Raw genomic sequence first — 20,788 nt, forward strand, 5'->3', positions numbered from 1 at the left:
CAGGCACCACAAAGCCACTTTCAGAAAAATTGTTGCTGATGCTATCAGAGACGCAGGCGCCCGCCACGACTGCGTGCGGTTGCCAAACCGTGAGGCAGCAGGCTGGAGCGGGTGTGTGCGTGACAAATGGCGATGGCCAGGGCATCCGAGGCATCGATTTGCGGTTTGCTGGTCAGCTTGAGCATGTGCATGACCATCATCTGCACCTGCTCTTTATTCGCCGCGCCGGTGCCGACCACGGCCTGCTTGACCTGCGTGGCGGTGTACTCGGCGATTTCCAGGCATTCTTCAGCGCCGGCGACAATGGCAGCGCCGCGCGCCTGGCCCAGTTTCAGCGCCGAATCGGCGTTTTTCGCCATGAACACTTTTTCGATGCCCATGGTCACCGGGCCGTAGGTCTTGATGATCTCGCGCACGCCGCGATAGACGATCTGCAGACGCTCGTGCAGTTCGCCGGATCCGGTGCGAATACAGCCCGAGGCCACATAGATGCAGCCGCCACGCCCGGTATCGCGAACGATCCCGTAACCGGTAATGCGCGAACCGGGGTCGATACCAAGAATTAAAGTCATAACGCCTGCAGAAAATGATGCGAAAGCTGAGGGTACATGTAGGAGCTGCCGAAGGCTGCGATCTTTTGATCTTTATAAACAGAAAGATCGCAGCCTTCGGCAGCTCCTACAGATGAGTGTAGAGCCGGCGAAACCTGCGACCTGCCTATTTATTCAGCCGAGCTGAGCGGCCACGTCTTCCGGGATATCCGCGTTGGAATAAACGTTCTGCACGTCATCCAGGTCTTCAAGCATGTCGATCAGCTTGAGCACCTTCTCCGCGCCTTCCAGATCCAGCTCGGCGCTGGTGGTCGGCTGCATGACGATTTCCGCGTCGTCGCCCTTGAACCCGGCAGCTTCCAGCGCATTGCGCACCGCGTAGAAACCGGTGAACGAGGTGAACACATCAATCGAACCGTCCTCGTGTGTGACCACGTCATCGGCATCGGCTTCCAGCGCCGCTTCGGTCAGTGCGTCTTCATCGACGCCAGGAGCGAAGCTGATCTGGCCTTTGCGCTCAAACAGGTAAGCCACCGAACCGTCGGTTCCGAGATTGCCGCCACACTTGCTGAACGCGTGGCGCACTGCTGCGGCGGTGCGGTTGCGGTTGTCGGTCATGCACTCGACCATCACCGCCACGCCACCCGGGCCGTAGCCTTCGTAGGTCAGTTCTTCAACGTTGTCCGCCTCGGTGGCGCCAGCACCGCGCGCGACGGCGCGGTCGATGATGTCGCGGCTCATGTTGGCGCTCAGCGCCTTGTCCAGCGCCAGGCGCAAACGCGGGTTGGAACCCGGATCACCGCCACCCTGGCGGGCCGCAACGGTCAGTTCACGGATCCACTTGGTGAAGATCTTGCCTCTCTTGGCATCCTGACGTTCTTTGCGGTGCTTGATGTTTGCCCACTTGGAATGACCTGCCATAACTTGCTCCGAATGCTCTTTGAAACCTTGCCCGCCCCGCCGAGGCAGCGGCCGGCAATTGAAAAATTCGACCTGAGAAAGAAAAAAGGCGCATCCGAAGATGCGCCTTCAGGCCCGCTTACTCTGCCTTTGGCGTTTCGCGCAAACGAATGTGCAGCTCGCGCAATGCCTTGGCATCCACCACACCCGGAGCCTGCGTCATCACGTCGGCAGCACTCTGGGTTTTCGGGAAAGCGATCACTTCACGGATCGACTGGGCGCCGGTCATCAGCATCACCAGACGGTCCAGACCGAAGGCCAGACCACCGTGCGGCGGTGCACCGTACTTCAGCGCATCGAGCAGGAAGCCGAACTTCTCTTCCTGTTCCGCTTCGTTGATGCCCAGCAGACGGAACACCGCTTGCTGCATTTCCTTGCGGTGGATACGGATCGAACCGCCACCCAGCTCGGTGCCGTTCAACACCATGTCGTACGCGCGGGACAGCGCGCCGGCCGGGTTGGCTTCGAGTTCCTGCGGGGTGCACTTCGGTGCGGTGAACGGGTGGTGCAGCGCGGAGAAGCTGCCGTCGTCGTTCTCTTCGAACATCGGGAAGTCGACGACCCACATCGGCGCCCACTCGCAGGTCAGCAGCTTCAGATCGTGACCGAGCTTGATACGCAGCGCGCCCAGGGCCTCGCTGACGATCTTCGCCTTGTCGGCACCGAAGAACACGATGTCGCCGTCGACTGCGCCCACGCGATCGAGGATCACGTTGAGCTTGTCTTCAGGGATGTTCTTCACGATCGGCGATTGCAGACCTTCAACACCGGCAGCGCGCTCGTTGACCTTGATGTACGCCAGGCCCTTGGCGCCGTAGATGCCGACGAACTTGGTGTAATCGTCGATCTGCTTGCGCGGCATGCTCGCCCCGCCTGGAACGCGCAGTGCGGCAATACGGCACTTCGGATCGTTGGCCGGGCCGCTGAACACTTTGAAATCCACTTCTTTCAACTGGTCGGCAACGTCGACCAGTTCCAGCGGAATACGCAGGTCCGGCTTGTCCGAACCGTAACGGCGTATGGCTTCTTCGAAGGTCATGTGCGGGAATTCACCGAACTCCAGGTTCAACACTTCCTTGAACAGGTTGCGGATCATCTGCTCGGTCAGGCCCATGATCTCTTTTTCATCGAGGAAGCTGGTCTCGATGTCGATCTGGGTGAATTCCGGCTGCCGGTCGGCGCGCAGGTCTTCGTCACGGAAGCATTTGGCGATCTGATAGTAGCGGTCGAAACCGGCCACCATCAGCAGTTGCTTGAACAGCTGCGGCGATTGCGGCAATGCGAAGAACGAACCGGCGTGGGTACGGCTCGGCACCAGATAGTCACGCGCGCCTTCGGGGGTGGCACGGGTCAGGATCGGTGTTTCGACGTCGAGGAAGCCGTTCTCGTCGAGGAAGCGGCGGATGCTGGTGGTCATGCGCGAACGCAGACGCAGCTTTTCGGCCATTTCCGGACGACGCAGATCGAGGAAGCGGTAGCGCAGGCGTGTTTCCTCGCCGACGTCGGAGAACTCGTTGAGCGGGAACGGGGGGGTTTCCGACTCGTTCAGCACTTCCAGTTCATAACCCAGCACTTCGATCATGCCCGAAGCCATGTTGGCGTTGGTCGCACCGGCCGGACGCAGGCGTACCTTGCCGGTGATTTTCACGACGTACTCGCTGCGCACGCGATCGGCGGCGGCGAAACTCTCGGCGCGATCCGGATCGAACACCACCTGGGCCAGACCGTCACGATCACGGATATCGAGGAAAATCACCCCGCCGTGGTCGCGGCGTCGGTGAACCCATCCGCAAAGGGTAATTTCCTGGCCTTCCAGGTTTTCGTTCAGTTGGCCGCAATAGTGGCTGCGCATCATGGTGTGGTTCGCTTCTCGTAATTCGAAATTCGGTGGAGTAACCGTCGCCTTCAGGCAAGGCGGAAACTCACGCGTGTCGTTCGTTCAGGGCTTGAACCCTAGTCAGCTTTGTCGCCACCGGCCAGATTCTTCTTGGCTCCGGTCTTGAAATCGGTTTCGTACCAACCATTGCCGCTGAGGCGAAAACCCGGCATGGACAGCTGCTTCTTCAGTTCGGGCGCCTGGCAGGCAGGGCAGTCGACCAGCGGTGCGTCGCTGATCTTCTGAATGGCTTCCAACTGATGACCACAGGAAGCACATTGGTAATCGTACATTGGCATGGGGGTGTCTCGGCGATCGGATTGCTGCCGCGCGCAGGGCTTTGCGGCGAAAGCGCGGGATTATATCGATTAAATGCGGGCTGTGCAGCCGTTAGACTGCACAGCCCGCGAGCTCGTCTGCAACCGCCGCTTCAGCGCGGAATCACCGGTGCAGCTTGCCTGACCCCGTTCATGACACACACTACCCGCACCAGGGCGCTGAAGTTCTTCACCCCGCCGTGACGCAGGTGAACCTCACGGTCGACATGGGACAACAGCGTACTGACCGAACAGTGATTGTCCTCGGCCATGGCGCCGAGGATGTTCCAGTAGACCTGCTCAAGTCGCAGGCAGGTCGCGAAACCATTGAGGCGTATTGATCGGGACAACGGCCGGACCAAAGCCATGTCGAACTCGCCGACAAACGGATCGACCTTTATAACGTGCCGCGAAGCCGACATCCTGTCGCTTCGCCTGTCTCCTTCCACCATAGCGTTGACACTCCTTTGCCATGACTGCTGATTTATAAGGCAACATCCTGCGCCTTCATAAAAACCCAGTGACAAAGTTATAGCCATACGATTTGTTGACCATCCACGTAGGATAAGCCAACGACAGTGGTAAGAGGCTGGACAGTGTGCGGACAACGTCACCGCGTCCGCACCGATCGGTTATTCCTCGAGCAACGCGCGCAGCATCCACGCGGTTTTCTCGTGCACCTGCATGCGCTGGGTCAGCAGGTCGGCGGTCGGCTCGTCACTGACCTTGTCCAGCAACGGGAAAATGCCCCGCGCGGTCCGGGTCACCGCTTCCTGGCCTTCGACCAGCTGCTTGATCATGTCCTCGGCGCTCGGCACGCCGACCTCTTCCTTGATGGAAGACAGGCGCGCATAGGTGGCGTAGGCACCCGGCGCCGGAAAGCCCAGCGCGCGGATGCGCTCGGCGATCGAGTCGACGGCCAGCGCCAGCTCGTTGTACTGCTCTTCGAACATCAGATGCAGCGTGCGGAACATCGGGCCGGTGACGTTCCAGTGAAAGTTATGGGTTTTCAGATACAGCACGTAGGTGTCCGACAGCAGTCGCGACAGTCCTTCGACGATGGATTTGCGGTCTTCTTCACTGATACCGATATCAATTGCCATGCTTGCCCCCTAACAGTGATTGAATTCATCCAGCAGGTTCGACCCCACTTTAGCAAGGCAAGCGCAGGCTCGCAGCTATCAATCAGCAAACAGGCTGCGACAAATCGACCGTTGCTCTGCCGCTGGCCGGGCTGATTTGAGTAGCCGCAGGCTTTGCTGTTAAATAGACAGCGTGTCGCCATGCCCCATTTTCCGGGGTGTTGCGCATAGGCTGATGCCGTGTACGTGTCCACCGCCTCTTATTTTGTCCTGAAGCGAACCGTGCGCCTTCAGCTCTTCCTTGTGAGCCGTCATAACGTGAGCCAATCAAAATGTTGAAAATCGTCCACCTGCTAATGGGCGCAGCGGCCTTGCTGCTGTCGTTCATCCCCAGCCTGAAAGCCGAAGCCGTTCCCTACCTGCAACAGCCCGATGCACTTTACCTGGCCTTTTTCGGCCTGCTGAACTTGGTTCTCGCTCCAGTGATTCCCTACTGGAACAAAGGCCCGCGCCAGCATCTGCAAAATCTGGTCAGCGCCCTGCTGGTGCTGACTGTCGTCCTGCAAACCCTGACCCTGATCGCGCCAATGCCTGTCATCGCTGGCCAGCCGGCCGTGCTGTTCAGTCTGGTGATTGCGCTGGTTGCCGTGCTGCTGCACCTGGCCGTCAGCTTCTACAAATCGTCACCAGCTGCTGCGCCAGCCAGCTACGACATGAGCAACCGCGATACCGGGACCGTGAAGTGGTTCAACACTTCCAAGGGTTTCGGGTTTATCTCCCGGGATTCCGGCGATGATATTTTCGTGCACTTTCGCGCCATTCGTGGCGAAGGCCACCGCGTCCTGGTCGAAGGCCAGCGCGTCGAGTTCTCGGTGATGAACCGCGACAAAGGCCTGCAAGCCGAGGATGTGATCGCCGCTCTGCCGCGTCGCTGATCCAAAGCAAAAAACCGCGAACAGCCTGGCTGTTCGCGGTTTTTTTATGCCCGCAGAAACGAATCAGTAATGCGGTGGCGGTGCGTCTTCTTCGAAAGCACCGAACTGCCCGACCATTTCTTCGTGACGCTTGATCAGCGCCTCCATCTGCAATTGCAGGCGCTCAATGACTTTCTGCTGGGCTACCAGCACATCGTTCAATGCCTGAATGGTGTCGTCCTGAAAGGCCAAACGGCTTTCCAGATCGGTAACGCGTTCTTCAAGGCTCATGACTCAGCCCTCCACAAAAGTGAATTCTTCAGTCAGCACCAGACGCAAACGTTCGCGAATGGCCACCACCTGTTCTGCGCTGTACGGCCTGGCCGGATGCTTGCCCCAGACCGGCGCCGGCCAAGCGGCATCGTCGCGTTTGCGCACGATGACATGCATGTGTAATTGACTGACAACGTTGCCCAGGGTCGCCACGTTGAGCTTGTCGGCATCGAATGAATCCTTGAGCAATTCAGCGAGCGCCGTGGTTTCCTGCCAGAGTTGCTGCTGGTCGGCGACATCCAACTGAAACAACTCGCTGATATCGTCGCGACGAGGCACCAGGATGAACCACGGGTAGTTGCTGTCGTTGGACAGCAACAGCCGGCACAGCGGAAAGTCGCCGATGACCAGCGCGTCTTGTTGAAGTCGTTTATCTAAAGCAAACACTGCCTGCACTCCCGGCTGATCCTATAACTCAGCTTAGCGGCCGCGCCCACAAAGCGGCGCACCAAGCGACAGAGCGGCAGCATACCTGCGAATGCAGCGAGCTTCACTTCAACCGCGCCCCTCGCTCCGACATGAAACGTTTACCGACGGTGCGCACCAATACGAGGCCTGACTTGAGTGTCGACTTGAAGAAAAGCATGGAACCCCCTGATCAGGCCCACCTTGAATTTCCCACCGCCGAATCGATGCCGGCCGAGTCGTGAATTTTTTGCACCAAAATCGCACATTGTGTCTACGCTCACTGGGTCGGGCATCCGCCGAATACTCACTGAGGGGTGAACCGGTAACGTTTTTGGTTGTCGTGCGCGCCTTTGGTGCGGTGCAACACCATTGTCAGAGCCTCGTCAAGCCCGTGACAAAACAGGCTCGGGGCCCCGTTTTCACACGGTTTTCACATATGTGCGTACCTGACGGAAAAATAACCGCACCGATTTTGCGGTTTGTGCACGCTTGTTGCATTCGTAACCTTATGGACTATAAGCGCACCACGAACGTGGAAGCCTTGGTCCCATAAGAACAGTGGCAGGGTTGCCCGATGGAGATTCAAGTGTTTTGCCAGGGACTCTTTGTACCGATGCAAGAAGGTCCGGAAACAGCGATAAAGTTGTCAGCCCGGCTGCATGGGGACTGTGAATTTGCGACATCCACCGCTCCTTTTGCGACAACGTCGTAAAGAAGCTGAAAGGTTGATTTCGCAAGTATCGCCAACATTGTCGGCGTGATATAAGTTTGCGCCGACACAAAAAGAAAGAGCCGCCCAGATAATAAAACAGGTGGGACGGCAGTACTCTTCTAAAAACCAAAGGAGCAAATCACGATGCGCGTGATGAAGTGGAGCATGATCGCACTGGCAGTTGCTGCAGCTGCTGGTTCTCAGTTGGCTACGGCCGCACCATTTGTAAGTGACCAGGCAGAAGCCAAAGGCTTCGTTGAAGGCGCGACACTCACTGAAACGGTGAAGAACTATTACTTCAACCGCGATAACAAGGACGGCGGCGCTGACCAGAAAGACTGGACCCAGGGTTTCCTGACCAATTTCAACTCCGGTTATACCCAAGGGACAGTCGGTGTTGGTATCGATGCGTTCGGTTATCTGGCCTTGAAACTCGACGGTGGTGACGGTACTTCCGGTTCGGGCAACATGAGCCGCAGCGACACTGTTGACCCGCTCAATGATTCCCGCGACGTCAACGACAGCCAGGGCAAAGCCGGCGCAGCCATTAAATTCCGTGTATCCAAGACCGAACTGAAAATCGGCGACCAACAGCCAAGCACTGCTCCAGTGTTCGCCGTAGGTGGTTCGCGCATCATTCCGCAAAGTGCCAGTGGCTTCCAGCTGCAGAGCAGCGAGATCAAAGATCTTGATCTGGAAGCCGGTCACTTCTACTCGGCGACCAGCCAGGACAAGAACGCCCGCAACGGTGGTCTGTACTCCAACTACTCGGGCATCGAAGCCAACTCGATCGATTACTTCGGCGGCAAATACGGTATCACCGAAAACCTCAGCGCATCGCTGTATGGCGCCAAGCTGGAAGACATCTGGAACCAGTACTACGCCAACGTGAACCTGACCACGCCATTGGGTGGTGACACTTCGCTGAACACTGACTTCAACATCTACCGCACCACCGACACCGGTGACAAGGATGTAGGTGACATCAGCAACACCACGTTCTCTCTGGCAACTGCGTTGTCGTTCCTGAAGGCACACACCTTCACCCTGGCCTTCCAGAAGGTCAACGGCGACACCCCGTTCGACTACATCGGCGTGGGCAAAAACAATCGTGGTGGCGACTCGATTTTCCTCGCCAACTCCATCCAGTACTCTGACTTCAACGGTCCTGGCGAAAAATCGGTTCAAGCCCGTTACGACCTGAAAATGGCCGAATACGGTGTTCCTGGCCTGAGCTTCATGGTTCGCTACGTCAAAGGTTGGGATATCGACGGTACCGGTCTGTCTGACAACAGCCAATACCGCACCAGAACTGGCGCACCGCTTTACGGTGAAGATGGTGAACACCACGAAACCAACTTCGAAGCCAAATATGTTGTTCAGTCTGGCCCGGCGAAAGATCTGTCCTTCCGTATTCGTCAAGCCTGGCACGTTGCCAACGATGACCAAGGTGAAGGCGATGTCAAAGAGTTCCGCCTGATCACCGAATACCCACTGAACATCTTGTAATCGTCAGTGGTTAGTTTCACAGCATAAAAAAAGGCCCATCTTCGGATGGGCCTTTTTTGTTGCCTGCCATTTGTTTAGTAGTCTGACCAACAAACCAATTACTTAGCTAGCAACCTATCATTGTGTCGCCGATTCCTGCACTACGCGTATAACACGCTGCGGAAATGGAATATCAATTCCGGCTGCCTTCAAACGATCTCGCGCCTGTTCATTAAACATGAACATCACATCCCAATAGTCCGCAGTTTTAACCCACACTCGCAGGGAAACCGTGATCGAGCTGTCGCCCAGTGTCGAAATTACCGCTTGTGGCTCCGGATCCTGCATGACGCGAGCATCCCTGGCCAGATCCAGCAACACCTGACGTGCCTTCTGCAGATCTGCCTCGTAGTCCACGCCCACGTCAAACACGACTTTGCGGGTTGGCTGACGGTTGGTGTTGGTGATGATGCCGTTCGACAGGTTGCCGTTGGGCACGATGATGGTCTTGTTGTCGCCGGTGCGCAGCACAGTGTGGAAGATCTGAATGCTGTCGACGGTACCCGCCACGCCTTGGGCTTCGATCCAGTCACCGATGCGGAACGGGCGGAACAGCAGAATCAGAACGCCGCCAGCGAAATTCGCCAGGCTGCCTTGCAAGGCCAGACCAATTGCCAGACCCGCAGCACCGATGGCCGCGACGAACGAGGTGGTTTCGACGCCGATCATCGACGCGACGCTGACAATCAGCAATACCTTGAGAATGATGTTGGCCAGGCTGCTGATAAAGCCTTGCAGCGCCAGGTCGGCATTGCGCAGGGCCAGTAGACCGCCGAGCTTTTGCGTGACCTTGTTGATCAGCCACCAGCCGATGGCCAGGGTAATTACTGCCAGCAACACACGGCTGCCGTATTCCATGATCATCGGGATCCACGCCTGGGACGCCTTGACCAAGTGGTCCACTTCAGCATTCAAATCCATGTTCTATCTCCTGATTTCCGGCTTCCCGGGGTGTACATAAAAAATGTGGGAGCGAGCCTGCTCGCGAATGCGCCATATCAGTCAACTCATCGCTGAATGAAACACCGCATTCGCGAGCAGGCTCGCTCCCACATAGCCTTCAGACCAAGCTTAGTCGCGGAAGTTGTTGAACTGCAGCGGCATGCCGAATTCCTTGGCACGCAGGGCCGCGATGGCCTCCTGCAGATCGTCACGCTTCTTGCCGGTGACACGTACCTGCTCGCCCTGAATGGCGGCCTGGACCTTGAGTTTGGCCTCCTTGATGTGGCCAACAATCTTCTTCGCCAGTTCTTTGTCGATACCTTCCTTGAGGATGGCGTCCTGCTTCATCAGTTTGCCGGAAGCGTAAGCATCCTTGACCTCAAGGCACTGCACGTCGATCTTGCGCTTGGTCAGCGCCAGCTTGAGGATTTCGATCATCGCCTCAAGCTGGAATTCGGCCTCGGCAGTCAGGCTGACGGTCAGGTCTTTTTCCTTGAACTCGAAGCTGCCTTTGCCTTTCAGGTCATAACGACGATCGAGTTCCTTCACGGCGTTCTCGACCGCGTTGGTGAGTTCGTGTTTGTCCAGTTCGGATACCACGTCGAACGACGGCATGTAATCTCTCCAATAAAAAGGCGCGCTCGATGTACATGGAGCGCGCTTGGCTTGCGGTTAAAATCGGGCTCATTATAACGGGTCTTTTCCTACCGATACGGCGAGCCGCAGATGCCTGTACGCAATCGAGCAAAAAACTGATGTCCACGACCTGGCACGTACTCGGCGCCGGCAGTCTCGGCACACTTTGGGGGACGCGTCTGGCTCGGGCCGGCTTGCCGGTGCGACTGATCCTGCGCGACGCGTCACGCTTGCGCAGCTATGCAGCTGGCGGCGGCTTGACCCTGGTAGAAAACGGACAACCTCATACCTATGCGGTTCCCGGCGAAACCCCGGGCAGCCCCGAGCCGATTCGCCGTCTGCTGGTGGCGTGCAAGGCCTATGACGCTGAAGAGGCCGTCGCTCGTCTGGCCTCTCGCCTGGCCCCGGACGCGGAATTGATCCTGCTGCAAAACGGCCTCGGCAGTCAGGACGCTGTTGCCGCGCGGGTGCCGCAAGCGCGCTGCATCAGCGCGTCCAGCACCGAAGGCGCGTTTCGCGATGGAGATTGGCGTGTGGTGTTTGCCGGGCATGGCTTCAACTGGCTGGGCGATGCTGCGAATCCGTTGGCGCCGGTCTGGCTGGACGATCTGCAAGCGGCGAACATTCCTCATGAATGGAGCGCCGATATCCTCACCCGCCTGTGGCGCAAACTGGCGCTCAACTGCGCGATCAACCCGCTGACCGTGCTCCACGACTGCCGTAACGGCGGACTGACGGAGCATCACTGCGAAGTCGCCACCCTCTGCGCCGAGCTCGCTGAGCTGCTGGAGCGTTGCGGCCAGCCCGCTGCGGCGGACAATCTGCAACAGGAAGTAGAACGGGTGATTCAGGCCACCGCCGCCAATTATTCCTCGATGTATCAGGACGTGGCGAATCAGCGCCGCACCGAGATCAGCTATCTGCTGGGCCATGCCTGCAAAGTTGCTGCGCGCCATCAGTTGAGCCTGCCGCATCTGCACCAGTTGCAGCAACGCCTGGTCGCTCATCTGCGCAGCCGTGGATTGCCCAGCGACTGAGCAGCCGCTACGCTGACCACTTGTTCCTTTGCTGCGATAAACCTGATGCCATTGCGCCAGCGCCTTGAAAACCTGCCGGTTGGCCAGAAACTGCTGGCCGCCCTGCTGGTGTTGTTGACCACGGTTCTGCTGGTCGCCAACCTGACCTTTATCAGCGCCGCCTACTACATTTCTCAGGAAAGCATGGCGCCACAAGCCCTGCAGACCATCGGCCGGCTGATTGCCAATCCGAGTCTGGTCAGCGATGCGCTGGAATCGCCGCGCAGCGCCGAGCGCCTGCTCAAGGAACTCGACAGTTATTCACCGCTGCGCGCAGCCGCCCTGTACGACGGCAAGGGCGAACGGCTGGCGCAGGTGCAGCGCGGCGAAAAGCTCAGCCTTCCTGAACGCTACCGCCATGTCGAAGCCTGGCAGCTCACCGAGTTTCGCAGCAACCAACTGATCACCCTGCCCCGCCCCGGTGCTGCGCCGGGGCACTTGTTACTGGTGGCCAGCAGCGAACTGCCGATGGCCTTCTACACCGGCACGCTGACCGCCAGCCTCGGCATTCTGATTTTCAGCGTGTTGCTGTGGCTGGTGATTGCCCGGCAGATCAAACGCTTGATTACCCGGCCGATTCATCAGCTCGAGGAACTGTCGCGACAGGTCACCCGCGAAGAGAATTACTCCCTGCGCGCGTCACGCGGTAATCACGACGAAATCGGCAGCCTGGCCGAGGCGTTCAACACCATGCTCTCGCGCATCGAGGCTCGCGAGCAGCAGCTCAAACGCGCCCGTGACGACTCGCAAGCCGCCTACGATCAGGCGCAGGGGCTGGCCGAGGAAACCCGTCACACCAACCGCAAACTGGAGCTGGAAGTCCAGGTGCGCAGCAAGATCGAGAAGAAACTCACCGGTTTCCAGAATTACCTCAACAGCATCATCGATTCGATGCCCTCGGCGCTGATCGCCCTCGATGAGCAGCTCTACGTCACCCAGTGGAACCAGGAAGCCAGCGCGCTCTCTGGCACACGCCTGGATGAGGCGCTGAACCAGCCGATCTTCCTCGCCTTCGAACCGCTCAAGCCGTTTCTGCCGCAGCTCAAAGCCACCGTCGAACAGCACACCGTGGCGAAAGTCGATCGGGTGACCTGGTTCAAGGACGACGAGCCCAAGCATTATGCATTGACGTTCTATCCGCTGATGGGCGGTGCCGGGCGCGGCGTGGTGATCCGTATCGACGACATCACTCAGCGCCTGTCGCTGGAAGAAATGATGGTGCAGTCGGAAAAAATGCTCTCGGTCGGTGGCCTCGCGGCCGGCATGGCCCACGAAATCAACAACCCGCTCGGGGCGATCCTGCACAACGTGCAGAACATTCGCCGCCGTTTGTCGGCGGATCTGCCGAAGAACATCGAGACTGCCGAACAGCTGGGCATTGAGCTGGATGCGGTCAACCGCTATCTGCACGGCCGCGAAGTCCCGCAATTGCTCGATGGCATTCAGCAGGCCGGTGCCCGCGCGGCGAAGATCGTCACGCACATGCTCAGTTTCAGCCGCCGCAGTACCCGGCAAATGGCGCCCTGCGATCTGCCGGCGCTGATCGATCAGGCTGTGGAAATCGCTGGCAATGACTTTGACCTGGCCATCGGTTTCGACTTCAAGGGCCAGGCGATCATCCGCCAGTTCGATCCGGCACTCGGCCCGGTGCCAGGTACCGCCAACGAACTGGAACAAGTGCTGCTCAATCTGTTGAAAAACGCCGCGCAGGCGATCCACCAGCGTGAAGACGACAGTGAACCGGGACGGATCATTCTGCGTACCAGGCTCAATCCGCCGTGGGCGGAAATTCAGGTCGAAGACAACGGCATCGGCATGAGCGAAAACGTGCGCAAGCGCACCTTCGAACCGTTCTTCACTACCAAGGAGATCGGTCAGGGCACTGGCCTTGGCCTGTCGGTTTCGTACTTCATCATCACCAACAACCACAAAGGCCAGATGGAGGTGCAGTCGGCGCCCGGCCAGGGCACTTGCTTCACCCTGCGCCTGCCGCTGACGCAGCCTGCGCCGATTGCCACCGAAACCAATTCACTCCCGAGGTAACCCATGGGCTTTCGCTTGTCGAAGATCTACACCCGCACCGGCGACAAAGGCGAAACCGGCCTGGGCGACGGCCGCCGTGTCCCCAAGGATCACCCGCGCATCGAGGCGATCGGCGAGGTCGATACGCTGAACAGTCAGATCGGCGTGCTGCTGGCCGGGTTGCTGGCCGAACGTGAGACGCATCCGGGGCTCAATGAAGTGATCGACGTATTGGCGCCTTGTCAGCACCGCTTGTTCGACCTCGGCGGTGAACTGGCGATGCCGGCGTATCAGGCGTTGAACGCGGCGGAAATCGAGCGGCTGGAAGCAGCGATCGATGTATGGAATGAAGAGTTGGGGCCGCTGGAGAATTTCATCTTGCCCGGCGGTTCGATGTTGATTGCGCAGGCGCACGTCTGCCGCAGCCTGGCCAGAAGCGCCGAGCGGCGCTGCCAGCATTTGAATACGCTGGAGCCGCTGGCCGGGGTCGGCTTGGCGTATATCAATCGGTTGTCGGATTTGCTGTTTGTCGCGGCGCGGCTGATTGCGCGGCGCCAGGGGGTGGCGGAGATTCTGTGGCAGCCGGCTGCGAAACCTGAAGGACAATAGCGCTTGGCAGGACGCCTTCGCGAGCAGGCTCGCTCCCACAGTGGATTGCATTTAACCGGTTGGAATGCAGACAAATGTGGGAGCGAGCCTGCTCGCGAAGGGGCCTCTAGCCGCAATCGAAAATCAAGCTTCAGGCCAGAACGCCCGAATCCCCGCGACACCCTGAGCCCCAACACCCCAGGCTTTCTCCCGCTCCGCCGGCCCTACTCCACCCAGCAGAAACACCGGCTTGCTGAAGCCTTCAATCAACGCAGCAGCCTGCTCCCAGCCCAATGGCTGTGCATCCGGATGTGTGAGCGTGAGCTGCACTGGCGACAGGGTGACGAAGTCAACGCCCATCTGCTCGGCCAGCGCCAGTTCTTCAGCGTTATGGCACGACGCTGCGAGCCAGCGCTCGGCCGGCAACGGGCGCCCTGCCGCCGCGTATTTGCGCAGTTGGGCAGCGGTGATATGCCAGCCGGCAGACGGGAAATCACCCAGCCATTCGAACGGCCCTTTGATCATCAACTGCGCCTTGCCCGCACACAGACCAACCGCATCGATCGCCAGATCGCGGTATTTGGGGTCATAGCCATTCGGCGCGCGCAACTGAATCAGCTTGATGCCGCCAGCAATCGCCTTCTGAATGCCGCGCAACAAGGCCGGGCCTTCGAGATCTTCCGGGGTGATCAGGTATTCGGCAGGCAACCGCGCCGCCGCCACGATCGGCTGGTTGGCCGCGGGGAACTCATAATCGGCCAACTCCCTTGCACTCACCCAAGCCAATGGCTGACCTTCGGCACCGTGGGGTTCGCCGCTGAACGCCGACACTTCCCAGACATCCAGCAACACCTGTTTGTCCGGATAATCATGGCGAACCTTGATCAGCGGGCGGGCAGCGTCGACGACGATACCCAACTCCTCCTGAAGCTCGCGAGCCAGTGCCGATTCGACTGACTCGTCAGCCTCGACCTTGCCCCCGGGAAACTCCCACAAGCCGCCCTGGTGTTGGGTGTCGGCACGGCGGGCGATGAGAATTTTGCCAGCGCCGTCACGAATGACGGCAGCTGCGACGTGCACGCGTTTCACGGGTTCAACTCCTCCAGCCCGGCCTGTTGCCACGCCTTGAAAGCGGGCCATTGGTAGATGGTTTCAACATAGGCTTCATCGACCGCCGGCAACTGCACCTGATAGGTGCGCAGGCGCACGGCGATTGGCGCAAAGAAGGCATCGGCGAGACTGACGCGCCCGAACAGGTACGGCCCTTCTTCCGTTGCCGCCGCGCGGCACTCGGCCCACAGCGCGAGCATGCGTTCGATATCGACCTTCACTTCTGGCGGCACCGGGTTCAGCGGCGCGTCCTGGCCAAGGTTGAACGGCATGTGGTTGCGCATGGCGAAGAAGCCGCTGTGCATTTGCGCGCAGGCGGAACGAGCCTGTGCGCGGGCGAAGGTATCGCTCGGCCAGAGCTGCTCGGAGGGAAACTGCTCGGCCAGGTATTCAGCGATGGCCAGCGAGTCGGCGATAGTGCCGCGCGTAGTCTGCAGCAACGGTACCTTGGCGGTCGGCGAATGCTTGAGCAGACGCTCGCGGGTGTCGGGCTTGCCGAGTTTGATCAGCTCTTCGGTATAGGGTGCGCCGGTCAGCTCCAGCGCCAGTGCCGCGCGCAGGGACCAGGAGGAAAGCAGTTTGTCGCCGATGATCAGGTGCAGGGACATGGTGTGGCGCCTTTTCGTCAGAGGAAAGCTTCTGAATTGATCGTGTCTGTTCCACCGCTTTCGCGAGCAGGCTCGCTCCCACAATGGACCGAGCTGCCTTGAGATCTTGTGACCAATCTCAACATGGATGTTGCCTGATGGGCCGCCATCGCGAGCAGGCTCACTCCCACAGGGTCTCTGGCGTTCACGAAACCCTGTGGGAGCGAGCTTGCTCGCGATGGCCGCGACTCGGTCTCAGGTTAGATCAAGTGCGGTATTCGGCGTTGATCTTCACGTATTCATGCGACAGGTCGGTGGTCCAGATGGTTTCGCTGCAATCGCCGCGACCCAGCTCGATGCGAATGGTGATTTCTTCCTGCTGCATCACCGCCGAACCCTGGGCTTCAGTGTAGGTCGCGGCGCGGGCGCCACGGCTGGCGATGCACACGTCGCCGAGGAACACGTCGATCTTGCTCACGTCCAGGTCCGGCACACCGGCACGGCCCACGGCGGCAAGGATCCGGCCCCAGTTCGGGTCGGAGGCGAACAGTGCAGTCTTGATCAGCGGCGAGTGGGCCACGGTGTAACCGACGTCCAGGCATTCCTGGTGGTTGCCGCCGCCATTGACTTCAACGGTGACGAACTTGGTCGCGCCTTCGCCGTCACGCACGATGGCCTGGGCCACGTCCATGCAGACTTCGAACACCGCTTGTTTCAGCTTGGCAAACAGCGCGCCTTCAGCACGAGTGATCTCGGGCAGCGCGGCCTTGCCGGTGGCGATCAGCATGCAGCAGTCGTTGGTCGAGGTGTCGCCGTCGATGGTAATGCGATTGAACGACTTGTTGGCGCCGTCGAGCATCAGGTTGTGCAGCACCTCGCGGGAGACCTTGGCATCGGTGGCGATGTAACCGAGCATGGTCGCCATGTTCGGGCGGATCATGCCGGCGCCTTTGCTGATGCCGGTGACGGTGACGGTCACGCCATCATGTTCGAACTGGCGGCTGGCGCCCTTGGGCAGGGTGTCGGTGGTCATGATACCGGTGGCGGCGGCTTCCCAGTTGTTCTCCGACAGATCATCCAGCGCAGCTTGCAGCGCGCCTTCGATTTTCTCGACCGGCAGCGGCTCGCCGATCACCCCGGTGGAGTACGGCAGAATCTGGCTGGCATCCACGCCTGTCAGCTCAGCCAGTCTGGCGGTGGTGCGCTCAGCGGCGGCCAGACCCGGCTCGCCGGTGCCGGCGTTGGCGTTGCCGGTGTTGGTCAGCAGGTAACGCACCGCATTGTGCACGCGCTTTTTCGCCAGGATCACCGGCGCGGCGCAAAAAGCGTTCAGGGTGAACACGCCAGCCACGGTCGAACCTTCAGCGCAGCGCATTACCACCACATCCTTGCGCCCCGGGCGCTTGATGCCGGCCGAGGCGATACCGAGTTCAAAACCGGCAACCGGGTGCAACGTTGGCAAAGGACCAAGACCAACAGCCATGAATGCGCTCCTTACTCAATGATGTCAGCACCGCCACGGGAAAGGACGGTGGGATAAATGGCAAAACGCCGCGACGGCAGGAGCCGGTCGCGGCGCGGGTGTTCAGCGATTGAAACGGGTTTTACTGGATCTGCCCGTGGCAATGCTTGTATTTCTTGCCCGAACCGCAGTAGCACAGTTCGTTGCGGCCCAGCTTCTGCTCGTTGCGAACCGGAGCAGCGGCGGTGGCGAGGGCTACATCGACCTCTTCACCCAGCGCTTCCGGCTGATCGAGCCCAGGCGCTTCGGCGTGTTCGAACTGCATGCGCGCGGCCAGTGCTTCGGCTTCCTGACGCAGGCGTTGCTCTTCGGCTTCCGGATCTTCGCGACGAACCTGAACGTGCGAGAGCACACGGATCGAGTCGCGCTTGATCGAATCGAGCAGTTCGGAGAACAGCGTGAACGACTCGCGCTTGTACTCCTGCTTCGGGTTCTTCTGCGCATAGCCACGCAAGTGAATGCCGTGACGCAGGTGATCCATGGTCGACAGGTGGTCTTTCCAAAGGTCGTCCAGCACGCGCAGAACGATCTGCTTCTCGAACGAGCGCAGCGCCTCGGCACCGGCCTGGTCTTCTTTTTCGTTGTACGCGGCGATCAGCTCGTTCATCAGCTTCTCGCGCAGGGTTTCTTCGTACAGGTGATCGTCTTCGTCGAGCCATTGCTGGATCGGCAGTTTCACGCCGAAATCGCTTTCGATCGACGCTTCCAGACCGGCAACGTCCCACTGCTCTGGCAGCGATTGCGGCGGAATGTGCGCACTGACAGTAGCGTTGAGCACGTCCTGACGGAAGTCGGCGATGGTTTCACCGATGTTGTCAGCGGCCAGCAACGTGTTACGCATGTGATAGATCACTTTACGCTGTTCGTTGTTGACGTCGTCGAACTCGAGCAATTGCTTGCGGATGTCGAAGTTGCGGCCTTCGACCTTGCGCTGCGCCTTCTCGATCGCGTTGGTCACCATGCGGTGCTCGATCGCCTCGCCCGGCTGCATGCCCAGGGCTTTCATGAAGTTCTTCACCCGGTCGGAGGCGAAGATGCGCATCAGGCTGTCTTCCAGCGACAGGTAGAAGCGGCTCGAACCGGCATCGCCCTGACGACCGGCACGGCCACGCAGCTGGTTGTCGATACGGCGCGATTCGTGGCGCTCGGACGCGATCACCTGCAGACCACCGGACTCCAGCACCTGCTGGTGACGCTTCTGCCAGTCGGCCTTGATCTGGGCGATCTGCTCAGGGGTCGGGTTTTCCAGCGAAGCGACTTCCACTTCCCAGTTGCCGCCCAACAGGATGTCGGTACCACGACCGGCCATGTTGGTGGCGATGGTCAGCGCGCCCGGACGACCGGCCTGGGCAATGATCTCGGCTTCTTTTTCGTGGAACTTGGCGTTGAGCACCTTGTGTTCGATACCTTCTTTCACGAGCAGTGCAGACATGTGCTCGGACGTCTCGATGGTGGCGGTACCCACCAGCACCGGGCGACCGGCGGCCATGCTTTCCTTGATGTCCGCCACGATCGCCGCGTATTTCTCTTCGGCGGTGAGGAACACCAGGTCATTGTAGTCTTTACGCGCCAACGGCTTGTTCGGCGGGATGACCATGACTTCCAGACCGTAGATCTGATGGAATTCGAACGCTTCGGTGTCGGCGGTACCGGTCATGCCGGACAGCTTGGTGTACAGACGGAAGTAGTTCTGGAAGGTGGTCGAGGCCAGGGTCTGGCTTTCGGCCTGGATGTTCAGGCCTTCCTTGGCTTCGATGGCCTGATGCAGGCCTTCGGAGAGACGACGACCCGGCATGGTACGACCGGTATGCTCGTCGACCAGTACGACCTGACCGTCCTGCACGATGTATTCGATGTTGCGGTTGAACAGCTTGTGCGCACGCAGACCGGCGTAGACGTGGGTCAGCAGGCCAAGGTTATGCGCCGAATAGAGGCTCTCGCCTTCGGCCAGCAGGCCAACGCGGGTGAGCATGTCTTCGATGAACTGGTGACCGGCCTCGTTGAGTTCGACCTGACGGGTCTTCTCGTCAATGGTGTAGTGGCCAGCCTTGGTGACTTCGCCTTCGACTTCTTCAACGTGCAGTTCCAGCTGCGGGATCAGCTTGTTGATCTCCATGTACAGCTTGGAGCTGTCCTCGGCCTGACCGGAGATGATCAGCGGAGTACGCGCTTCGTCGATGAGGATGGAGTCGACTTCGTCGATCACGGCAAAGTTGAGTTCGCGCTGGAATTTTTCATCCATGCTGAACGCCATGTTGTCGCGCAGGTAGTCGAAACCGAATTCGTTGTTGGTGCCGTAAGTGATGTCGGCGGCGTAGGCGGCACGCTTCTCTTCCGGCGGCTGGAATGGCGTCACGACGCCGACGGTCAGACCGAGGAATTCATACAGCGGGCGCATCCAGTTGGCGTCCCGGCGGGCCAGGTAATCGTTGACGGTCACAACGTGCACGCCCTTGCCGGACAGTGCGTTGAGGTAAACACCCAGGGTGGCCACGAGGGTCTTGCCCTCACCGGTGCGCATTTCGGCGATCTTGCCTTCGTGCAGGGTCATGCCGCCGACGAGTTGCACGTCGAAGTGGCGCATGCCCATCACACGCTTGCCGGCCTCGCGCGCTACGGCAAAGGCTTCGGGCAACAGCTTGTCGAGGGTTTCCCCTTTGGCGATACGGGCCTTGAACTCGGCGGTCTTGGCGCGCAATTGATCGTCCGAAAGGGCCACCATTTGCTCTTCGAAGGCATTGACGAGCTGCACCGTCTTGAGCATGCGTTTGACTTCACGCTCGTTCTTGCTTCCAAAAAGTTTCTTTAACAAAGGCGCAAACATATCGGCAGGATCTTCCACACTAAAGGGATGGAGGGCGGCCCCGTGAGTCGCCCGTGCAGCCCTCATGGCCGCATGCGAACGAGCATTCTACCCGGAAACGGTGGTGAGGAAAGTGGCGATGTTCCACGATGCTGGCACTGCGCTTTGACGGGGCTCACTTGAAATAGGGGCGTTTTGCTCAACTTCAACCCGTCAGGGGAGGAAGTCAGGCGTTGATTTAATGAGCAAAGCAGGGACAAAAGCAATGGGCCAGAGGTTCCGCAGCTTTCTGCTAACATGGCGCCTCTGTTACTTCAGGTGTTCAATCATGGCATTTCGCCCTCTCACGGCCAGAGCACCCGCCGTTCTGCTACGCGAAGCCAAGCCGCTCAAAGCCATCCTCGGCCATGCCCAACGTCTTGAGCATTTGCAGCGCCTGCTCGAAAGCCAGCTGCAACCCGCCGCCCGCGAGCATTGCCGTGTGGCCAAGTGGCGCGAAGGTGAATTGTCGCTGGTGGTCACCGACGGTCATTGGGCGACGCGCCTGCGCTATCAGCACAAACGCCTGCAACGGCAGCTGCAACTGTTCGAAGAGTTCGCCAGCCTGACACGGATCAAATTCAGCGTGCGCCCGCCCATCGTCCAGCATCGGGCGGTTGGGCACACGATGGATTTGTCGAGCAGTGCGGCGCAGACGATTCAGTCGACGGCTGACGGCATCAGCGATCCGGGGCTGCGGGCGGCGCTGGAGCGGTTGGCGGCGCATGCCAAGGGTAAAGCCTGAAGCAAAATCAAAAGATC

The 20,788-nt window shown here is 59.5% G+C and carries 20 protein-coding genes; 6 read left to right on the plus strand and 14 right to left on the minus strand.

Annotated features, from left to right (window positions below):
* Positions 1–44: 44 nt before the first annotated feature.
* The 6 genes from ruvC to VNV36_RS09155 form a co-directional block, all read right to left on the minus strand.
* A complete protein-coding gene (gene ruvC, locus VNV36_RS09130) occupies positions 45–572 on the minus strand; it encodes a crossover junction endodeoxyribonuclease RuvC (RefSeq protein WP_325717473.1) in 528 nt (175 codons plus the stop codon).
* 153 nt (positions 573–725) lie between these two features.
* Complete coding sequence (locus VNV36_RS09135) at positions 726–1,472, minus strand: YebC/PmpR family DNA-binding transcriptional regulator (RefSeq protein WP_024014089.1); 747 nt, start codon at positions 1,470–1,472, stop codon at positions 726–728.
* A 118-nt stretch (positions 1,473–1,590) separates the two neighbouring features.
* Positions 1,591–3,366, minus strand: coding sequence for an aspartate--tRNA ligase (gene aspS, locus VNV36_RS09140; RefSeq protein WP_325717474.1), 1,776 nt, complete (start codon positions 3,364–3,366; stop codon positions 1,591–1,593).
* Positions 3,367–3,464: 98 nt separating this feature from the next.
* On the minus strand, positions 3,465–3,686 hold the full coding sequence (locus tag VNV36_RS09145) for an FmdB family zinc ribbon protein (protein ID WP_016773499.1): 222 nt from the start codon (positions 3,684–3,686) through the stop codon (positions 3,465–3,467).
* 131 nt (positions 3,687–3,817) lie between these two features.
* Complete coding sequence (locus VNV36_RS09150) at positions 3,818–4,156, minus strand: ribbon-helix-helix domain-containing protein (protein ID WP_325717475.1); 339 nt, start codon at positions 4,154–4,156, stop codon at positions 3,818–3,820.
* A gap of 180 nt (positions 4,157–4,336) precedes the next feature.
* The gene (locus VNV36_RS09155) at positions 4,337–4,807 is read right to left on the minus strand and encodes a Dps family protein (RefSeq protein WP_016773497.1); all 471 of its coding nucleotides are present in this window, start codon (positions 4,805–4,807) and stop codon (positions 4,337–4,339) included.
* Between the two features lie 311 nt (positions 4,808–5,118).
* Here VNV36_RS09155 and VNV36_RS09160 point away from each other — a divergent pair, with 311 nt between their 5' ends.
* The gene (locus tag VNV36_RS09160; RefSeq protein WP_325717476.1) at positions 5,119–5,721 is read left to right on the plus strand and encodes a cold shock domain-containing protein membrane protein; all 603 of its coding nucleotides are present in this window, start codon (positions 5,119–5,121) and stop codon (positions 5,719–5,721) included.
* 63 nt (positions 5,722–5,784) lie between these two features.
* On the opposite strand, the gene VNV36_RS09165 is transcribed toward VNV36_RS09160, so the two are convergent.
* Both VNV36_RS09165 and VNV36_RS09170 read right to left on the minus strand, forming a co-directional pair.
* A complete protein-coding gene (locus VNV36_RS09165; protein ID WP_039758193.1) occupies positions 5,785–5,991 on the minus strand; it encodes a SlyX family protein in 207 nt (68 codons plus the stop codon).
* A 3-nt stretch (positions 5,992–5,994) separates the two neighbouring features.
* Entirely contained in the window at positions 5,995–6,420 is a 426-nt protein-coding gene (locus VNV36_RS09170; protein ID WP_325717477.1) for an HIT family protein, read from the minus strand.
* 877 nt (positions 6,421–7,297) lie between these two features.
* On the opposite strand from VNV36_RS09170, the gene VNV36_RS09175 reads away from it, so the two are divergent.
* Positions 7,298–8,662: an OprD family porin gene (locus tag VNV36_RS09175; protein WP_325717478.1), complete on the plus strand. Its 1,365-nt coding sequence runs from the start codon at positions 7,298–7,300 to the stop codon at positions 8,660–8,662.
* Between the two features lie 117 nt (positions 8,663–8,779).
* On the opposite strand, the gene VNV36_RS09180 is transcribed toward VNV36_RS09175, so the two are convergent.
* Positions 8,780–9,622: a mechanosensitive ion channel family protein gene (locus VNV36_RS09180; RefSeq protein ID WP_325717479.1), complete on the minus strand. Its 843-nt coding sequence runs from the start codon at positions 9,620–9,622 to the stop codon at positions 8,780–8,782.
* Positions 9,623–9,772: 150 nt separating this feature from the next.
* On the minus strand, positions 9,773–10,258 hold the full coding sequence (locus tag VNV36_RS09185) for a YajQ family cyclic di-GMP-binding protein (protein ID WP_325717480.1): 486 nt from the start codon (positions 10,256–10,258) through the stop codon (positions 9,773–9,775).
* Positions 10,259–10,398: 140 nt separating this feature from the next.
* Here VNV36_RS09185 and VNV36_RS09190 point away from each other — a divergent pair, with 140 nt between their 5' ends.
* The 3 genes from VNV36_RS09190 to VNV36_RS09200 are packed head-to-tail and all read left to right on the plus strand — an operon-like array spanning position 10,399 to position 13,986.
* Positions 10,399–11,316, plus strand: a complete 918-nt coding sequence (locus tag VNV36_RS09190; protein WP_325717481.1) for a putative 2-dehydropantoate 2-reductase — start codon at positions 10,399–10,401, stop codon at positions 11,314–11,316.
* A gap of 45 nt (positions 11,317–11,361) precedes the next feature.
* Positions 11,362–13,398, plus strand: a complete 2,037-nt coding sequence (locus VNV36_RS09195) for a sensor histidine kinase (RefSeq protein WP_325717482.1) — start codon at positions 11,362–11,364, stop codon at positions 13,396–13,398.
* Positions 13,399–13,401: 3 nt separating this feature from the next.
* On the plus strand, positions 13,402–13,986 hold the full coding sequence (locus tag VNV36_RS09200) for a cob(I)yrinic acid a,c-diamide adenosyltransferase (RefSeq protein ID WP_325717483.1): 585 nt from the start codon (positions 13,402–13,404) through the stop codon (positions 13,984–13,986).
* Between the two features lie 123 nt (positions 13,987–14,109).
* Here the strand turns inward: VNV36_RS09200 and VNV36_RS09205 are convergent, their stop codons facing one another.
* From VNV36_RS09205 to secA, 4 genes are all read right to left on the minus strand, one after another.
* A complete protein-coding gene (locus VNV36_RS09205) occupies positions 14,110–15,054 on the minus strand; it encodes a Nudix family hydrolase (RefSeq protein ID WP_325717484.1) in 945 nt (314 codons plus the stop codon).
* Positions 15,051–15,683 (minus strand): glutathione S-transferase family protein, encoded by a 633-nt coding sequence (locus VNV36_RS09210; RefSeq protein WP_325717485.1) that lies wholly within the window; start codon positions 15,681–15,683, stop codon positions 15,051–15,053. Before VNV36_RS09210 ends, VNV36_RS09205 begins: the two co-directional genes overlap by 4 nt.
* 244 nt (positions 15,684–15,927) lie before the next feature.
* A complete protein-coding gene (argJ, locus tag VNV36_RS09215) occupies positions 15,928–17,145 on the minus strand; it encodes a bifunctional glutamate N-acetyltransferase/amino-acid acetyltransferase ArgJ (RefSeq protein ID WP_325717486.1) in 1,218 nt (405 codons plus the stop codon).
* Between the two features lie 121 nt (positions 17,146–17,266).
* On the minus strand, positions 17,267–20,008 hold the full coding sequence (gene secA / locus VNV36_RS09220; protein ID WP_325717487.1) for a preprotein translocase subunit SecA: 2,742 nt from the start codon (positions 20,006–20,008) through the stop codon (positions 17,267–17,269).
* Positions 20,009–20,315: 307 nt separating this feature from the next.
* Here secA and VNV36_RS09225 point away from each other — a divergent pair, with 307 nt between their 5' ends.
* Entirely contained in the window at positions 20,316–20,771 is a 456-nt protein-coding gene (locus VNV36_RS09225; RefSeq protein ID WP_325717488.1) for a DUF721 domain-containing protein, read from the plus strand.
* The last annotated feature ends 17 nt before the right edge of the window (positions 20,772–20,788 follow it).

It is taken from the genome of Pseudomonas sp., assembly GCF_035554175.1.
Classification (GTDB): Bacteria; Pseudomonadota; Gammaproteobacteria; order Pseudomonadales; family Pseudomonadaceae; genus Aquipseudomonas.

Coding starts and splice junctions, on each gene's coding strand:
- ruvC (WP_325717473.1), bottom strand. CDS start 572: ATGACTTTAATTCTTGGTATCGACCCCGGTTCGCGCATTACCGGTTAC.
- VNV36_RS09135 (WP_024014089.1), bottom strand. CDS start 1,472: ATGGCAGGTCATTCCAAGTGGGCAAACATCAAGCACCGCAAAGAACGT.
- aspS (WP_325717474.1), bottom strand. CDS start 3,366: ATGATGCGCAGCCACTATTGCGGCCAACTGAACGAAAACCTGGAAGGC.
- VNV36_RS09145 (WP_016773499.1), bottom strand. CDS start 3,686: ATGCCAATGTACGATTACCAATGTGCTTCCTGTGGTCATCAGTTGGAA.
- VNV36_RS09150 (WP_325717475.1), bottom strand. CDS start 4,156: ATGGTGGAAGGAGACAGGCGAAGCGACAGGATGTCGGCTTCGCGGCAC.
- VNV36_RS09155 (WP_016773497.1), bottom strand. CDS start 4,807: ATGGCAATTGATATCGGTATCAGTGAAGAAGACCGCAAATCCATCGTC.
- VNV36_RS09160 (WP_325717476.1), top strand. CDS start 5,119: ATGTTGAAAATCGTCCACCTGCTAATGGGCGCAGCGGCCTTGCTGCTG.
- VNV36_RS09165 (WP_039758193.1), bottom strand. CDS start 5,991: ATGAGCCTTGAAGAACGCGTTACCGATCTGGAAAGCCGTTTGGCCTTT.
- VNV36_RS09175 (WP_325717478.1), top strand. CDS start 7,298: ATGCGCGTGATGAAGTGGAGCATGATCGCACTGGCAGTTGCTGCAGCT.
- VNV36_RS09180 (WP_325717479.1), bottom strand. CDS start 9,622: ATGGATTTGAATGCTGAAGTGGACCACTTGGTCAAGGCGTCCCAGGCG.
- VNV36_RS09185 (WP_325717480.1), bottom strand. CDS start 10,258: ATGCCGTCGTTCGACGTGGTATCCGAACTGGACAAACACGAACTCACC.
- VNV36_RS09190 (WP_325717481.1), top strand. CDS start 10,399: ATGTCCACGACCTGGCACGTACTCGGCGCCGGCAGTCTCGGCACACTT.
- VNV36_RS09195 (WP_325717482.1), top strand. CDS start 11,362: ATGCCATTGCGCCAGCGCCTTGAAAACCTGCCGGTTGGCCAGAAACTG.
- VNV36_RS09200 (WP_325717483.1), top strand. CDS start 13,402: ATGGGCTTTCGCTTGTCGAAGATCTACACCCGCACCGGCGACAAAGGC.
- VNV36_RS09210 (WP_325717485.1), bottom strand. CDS start 15,683: ATGTCCCTGCACCTGATCATCGGCGACAAACTGCTTTCCTCCTGGTCC.
- argJ (WP_325717486.1), bottom strand. CDS start 17,145: ATGGCTGTTGGTCTTGGTCCTTTGCCAACGTTGCACCCGGTTGCCGGT.
- secA (WP_325717487.1), bottom strand. CDS start 20,008: ATGTTTGCGCCTTTGTTAAAGAAACTTTTTGGAAGCAAGAACGAGCGT.
- VNV36_RS09225 (WP_325717488.1), top strand. CDS start 20,316: ATGGCATTTCGCCCTCTCACGGCCAGAGCACCCGCCGTTCTGCTACGC.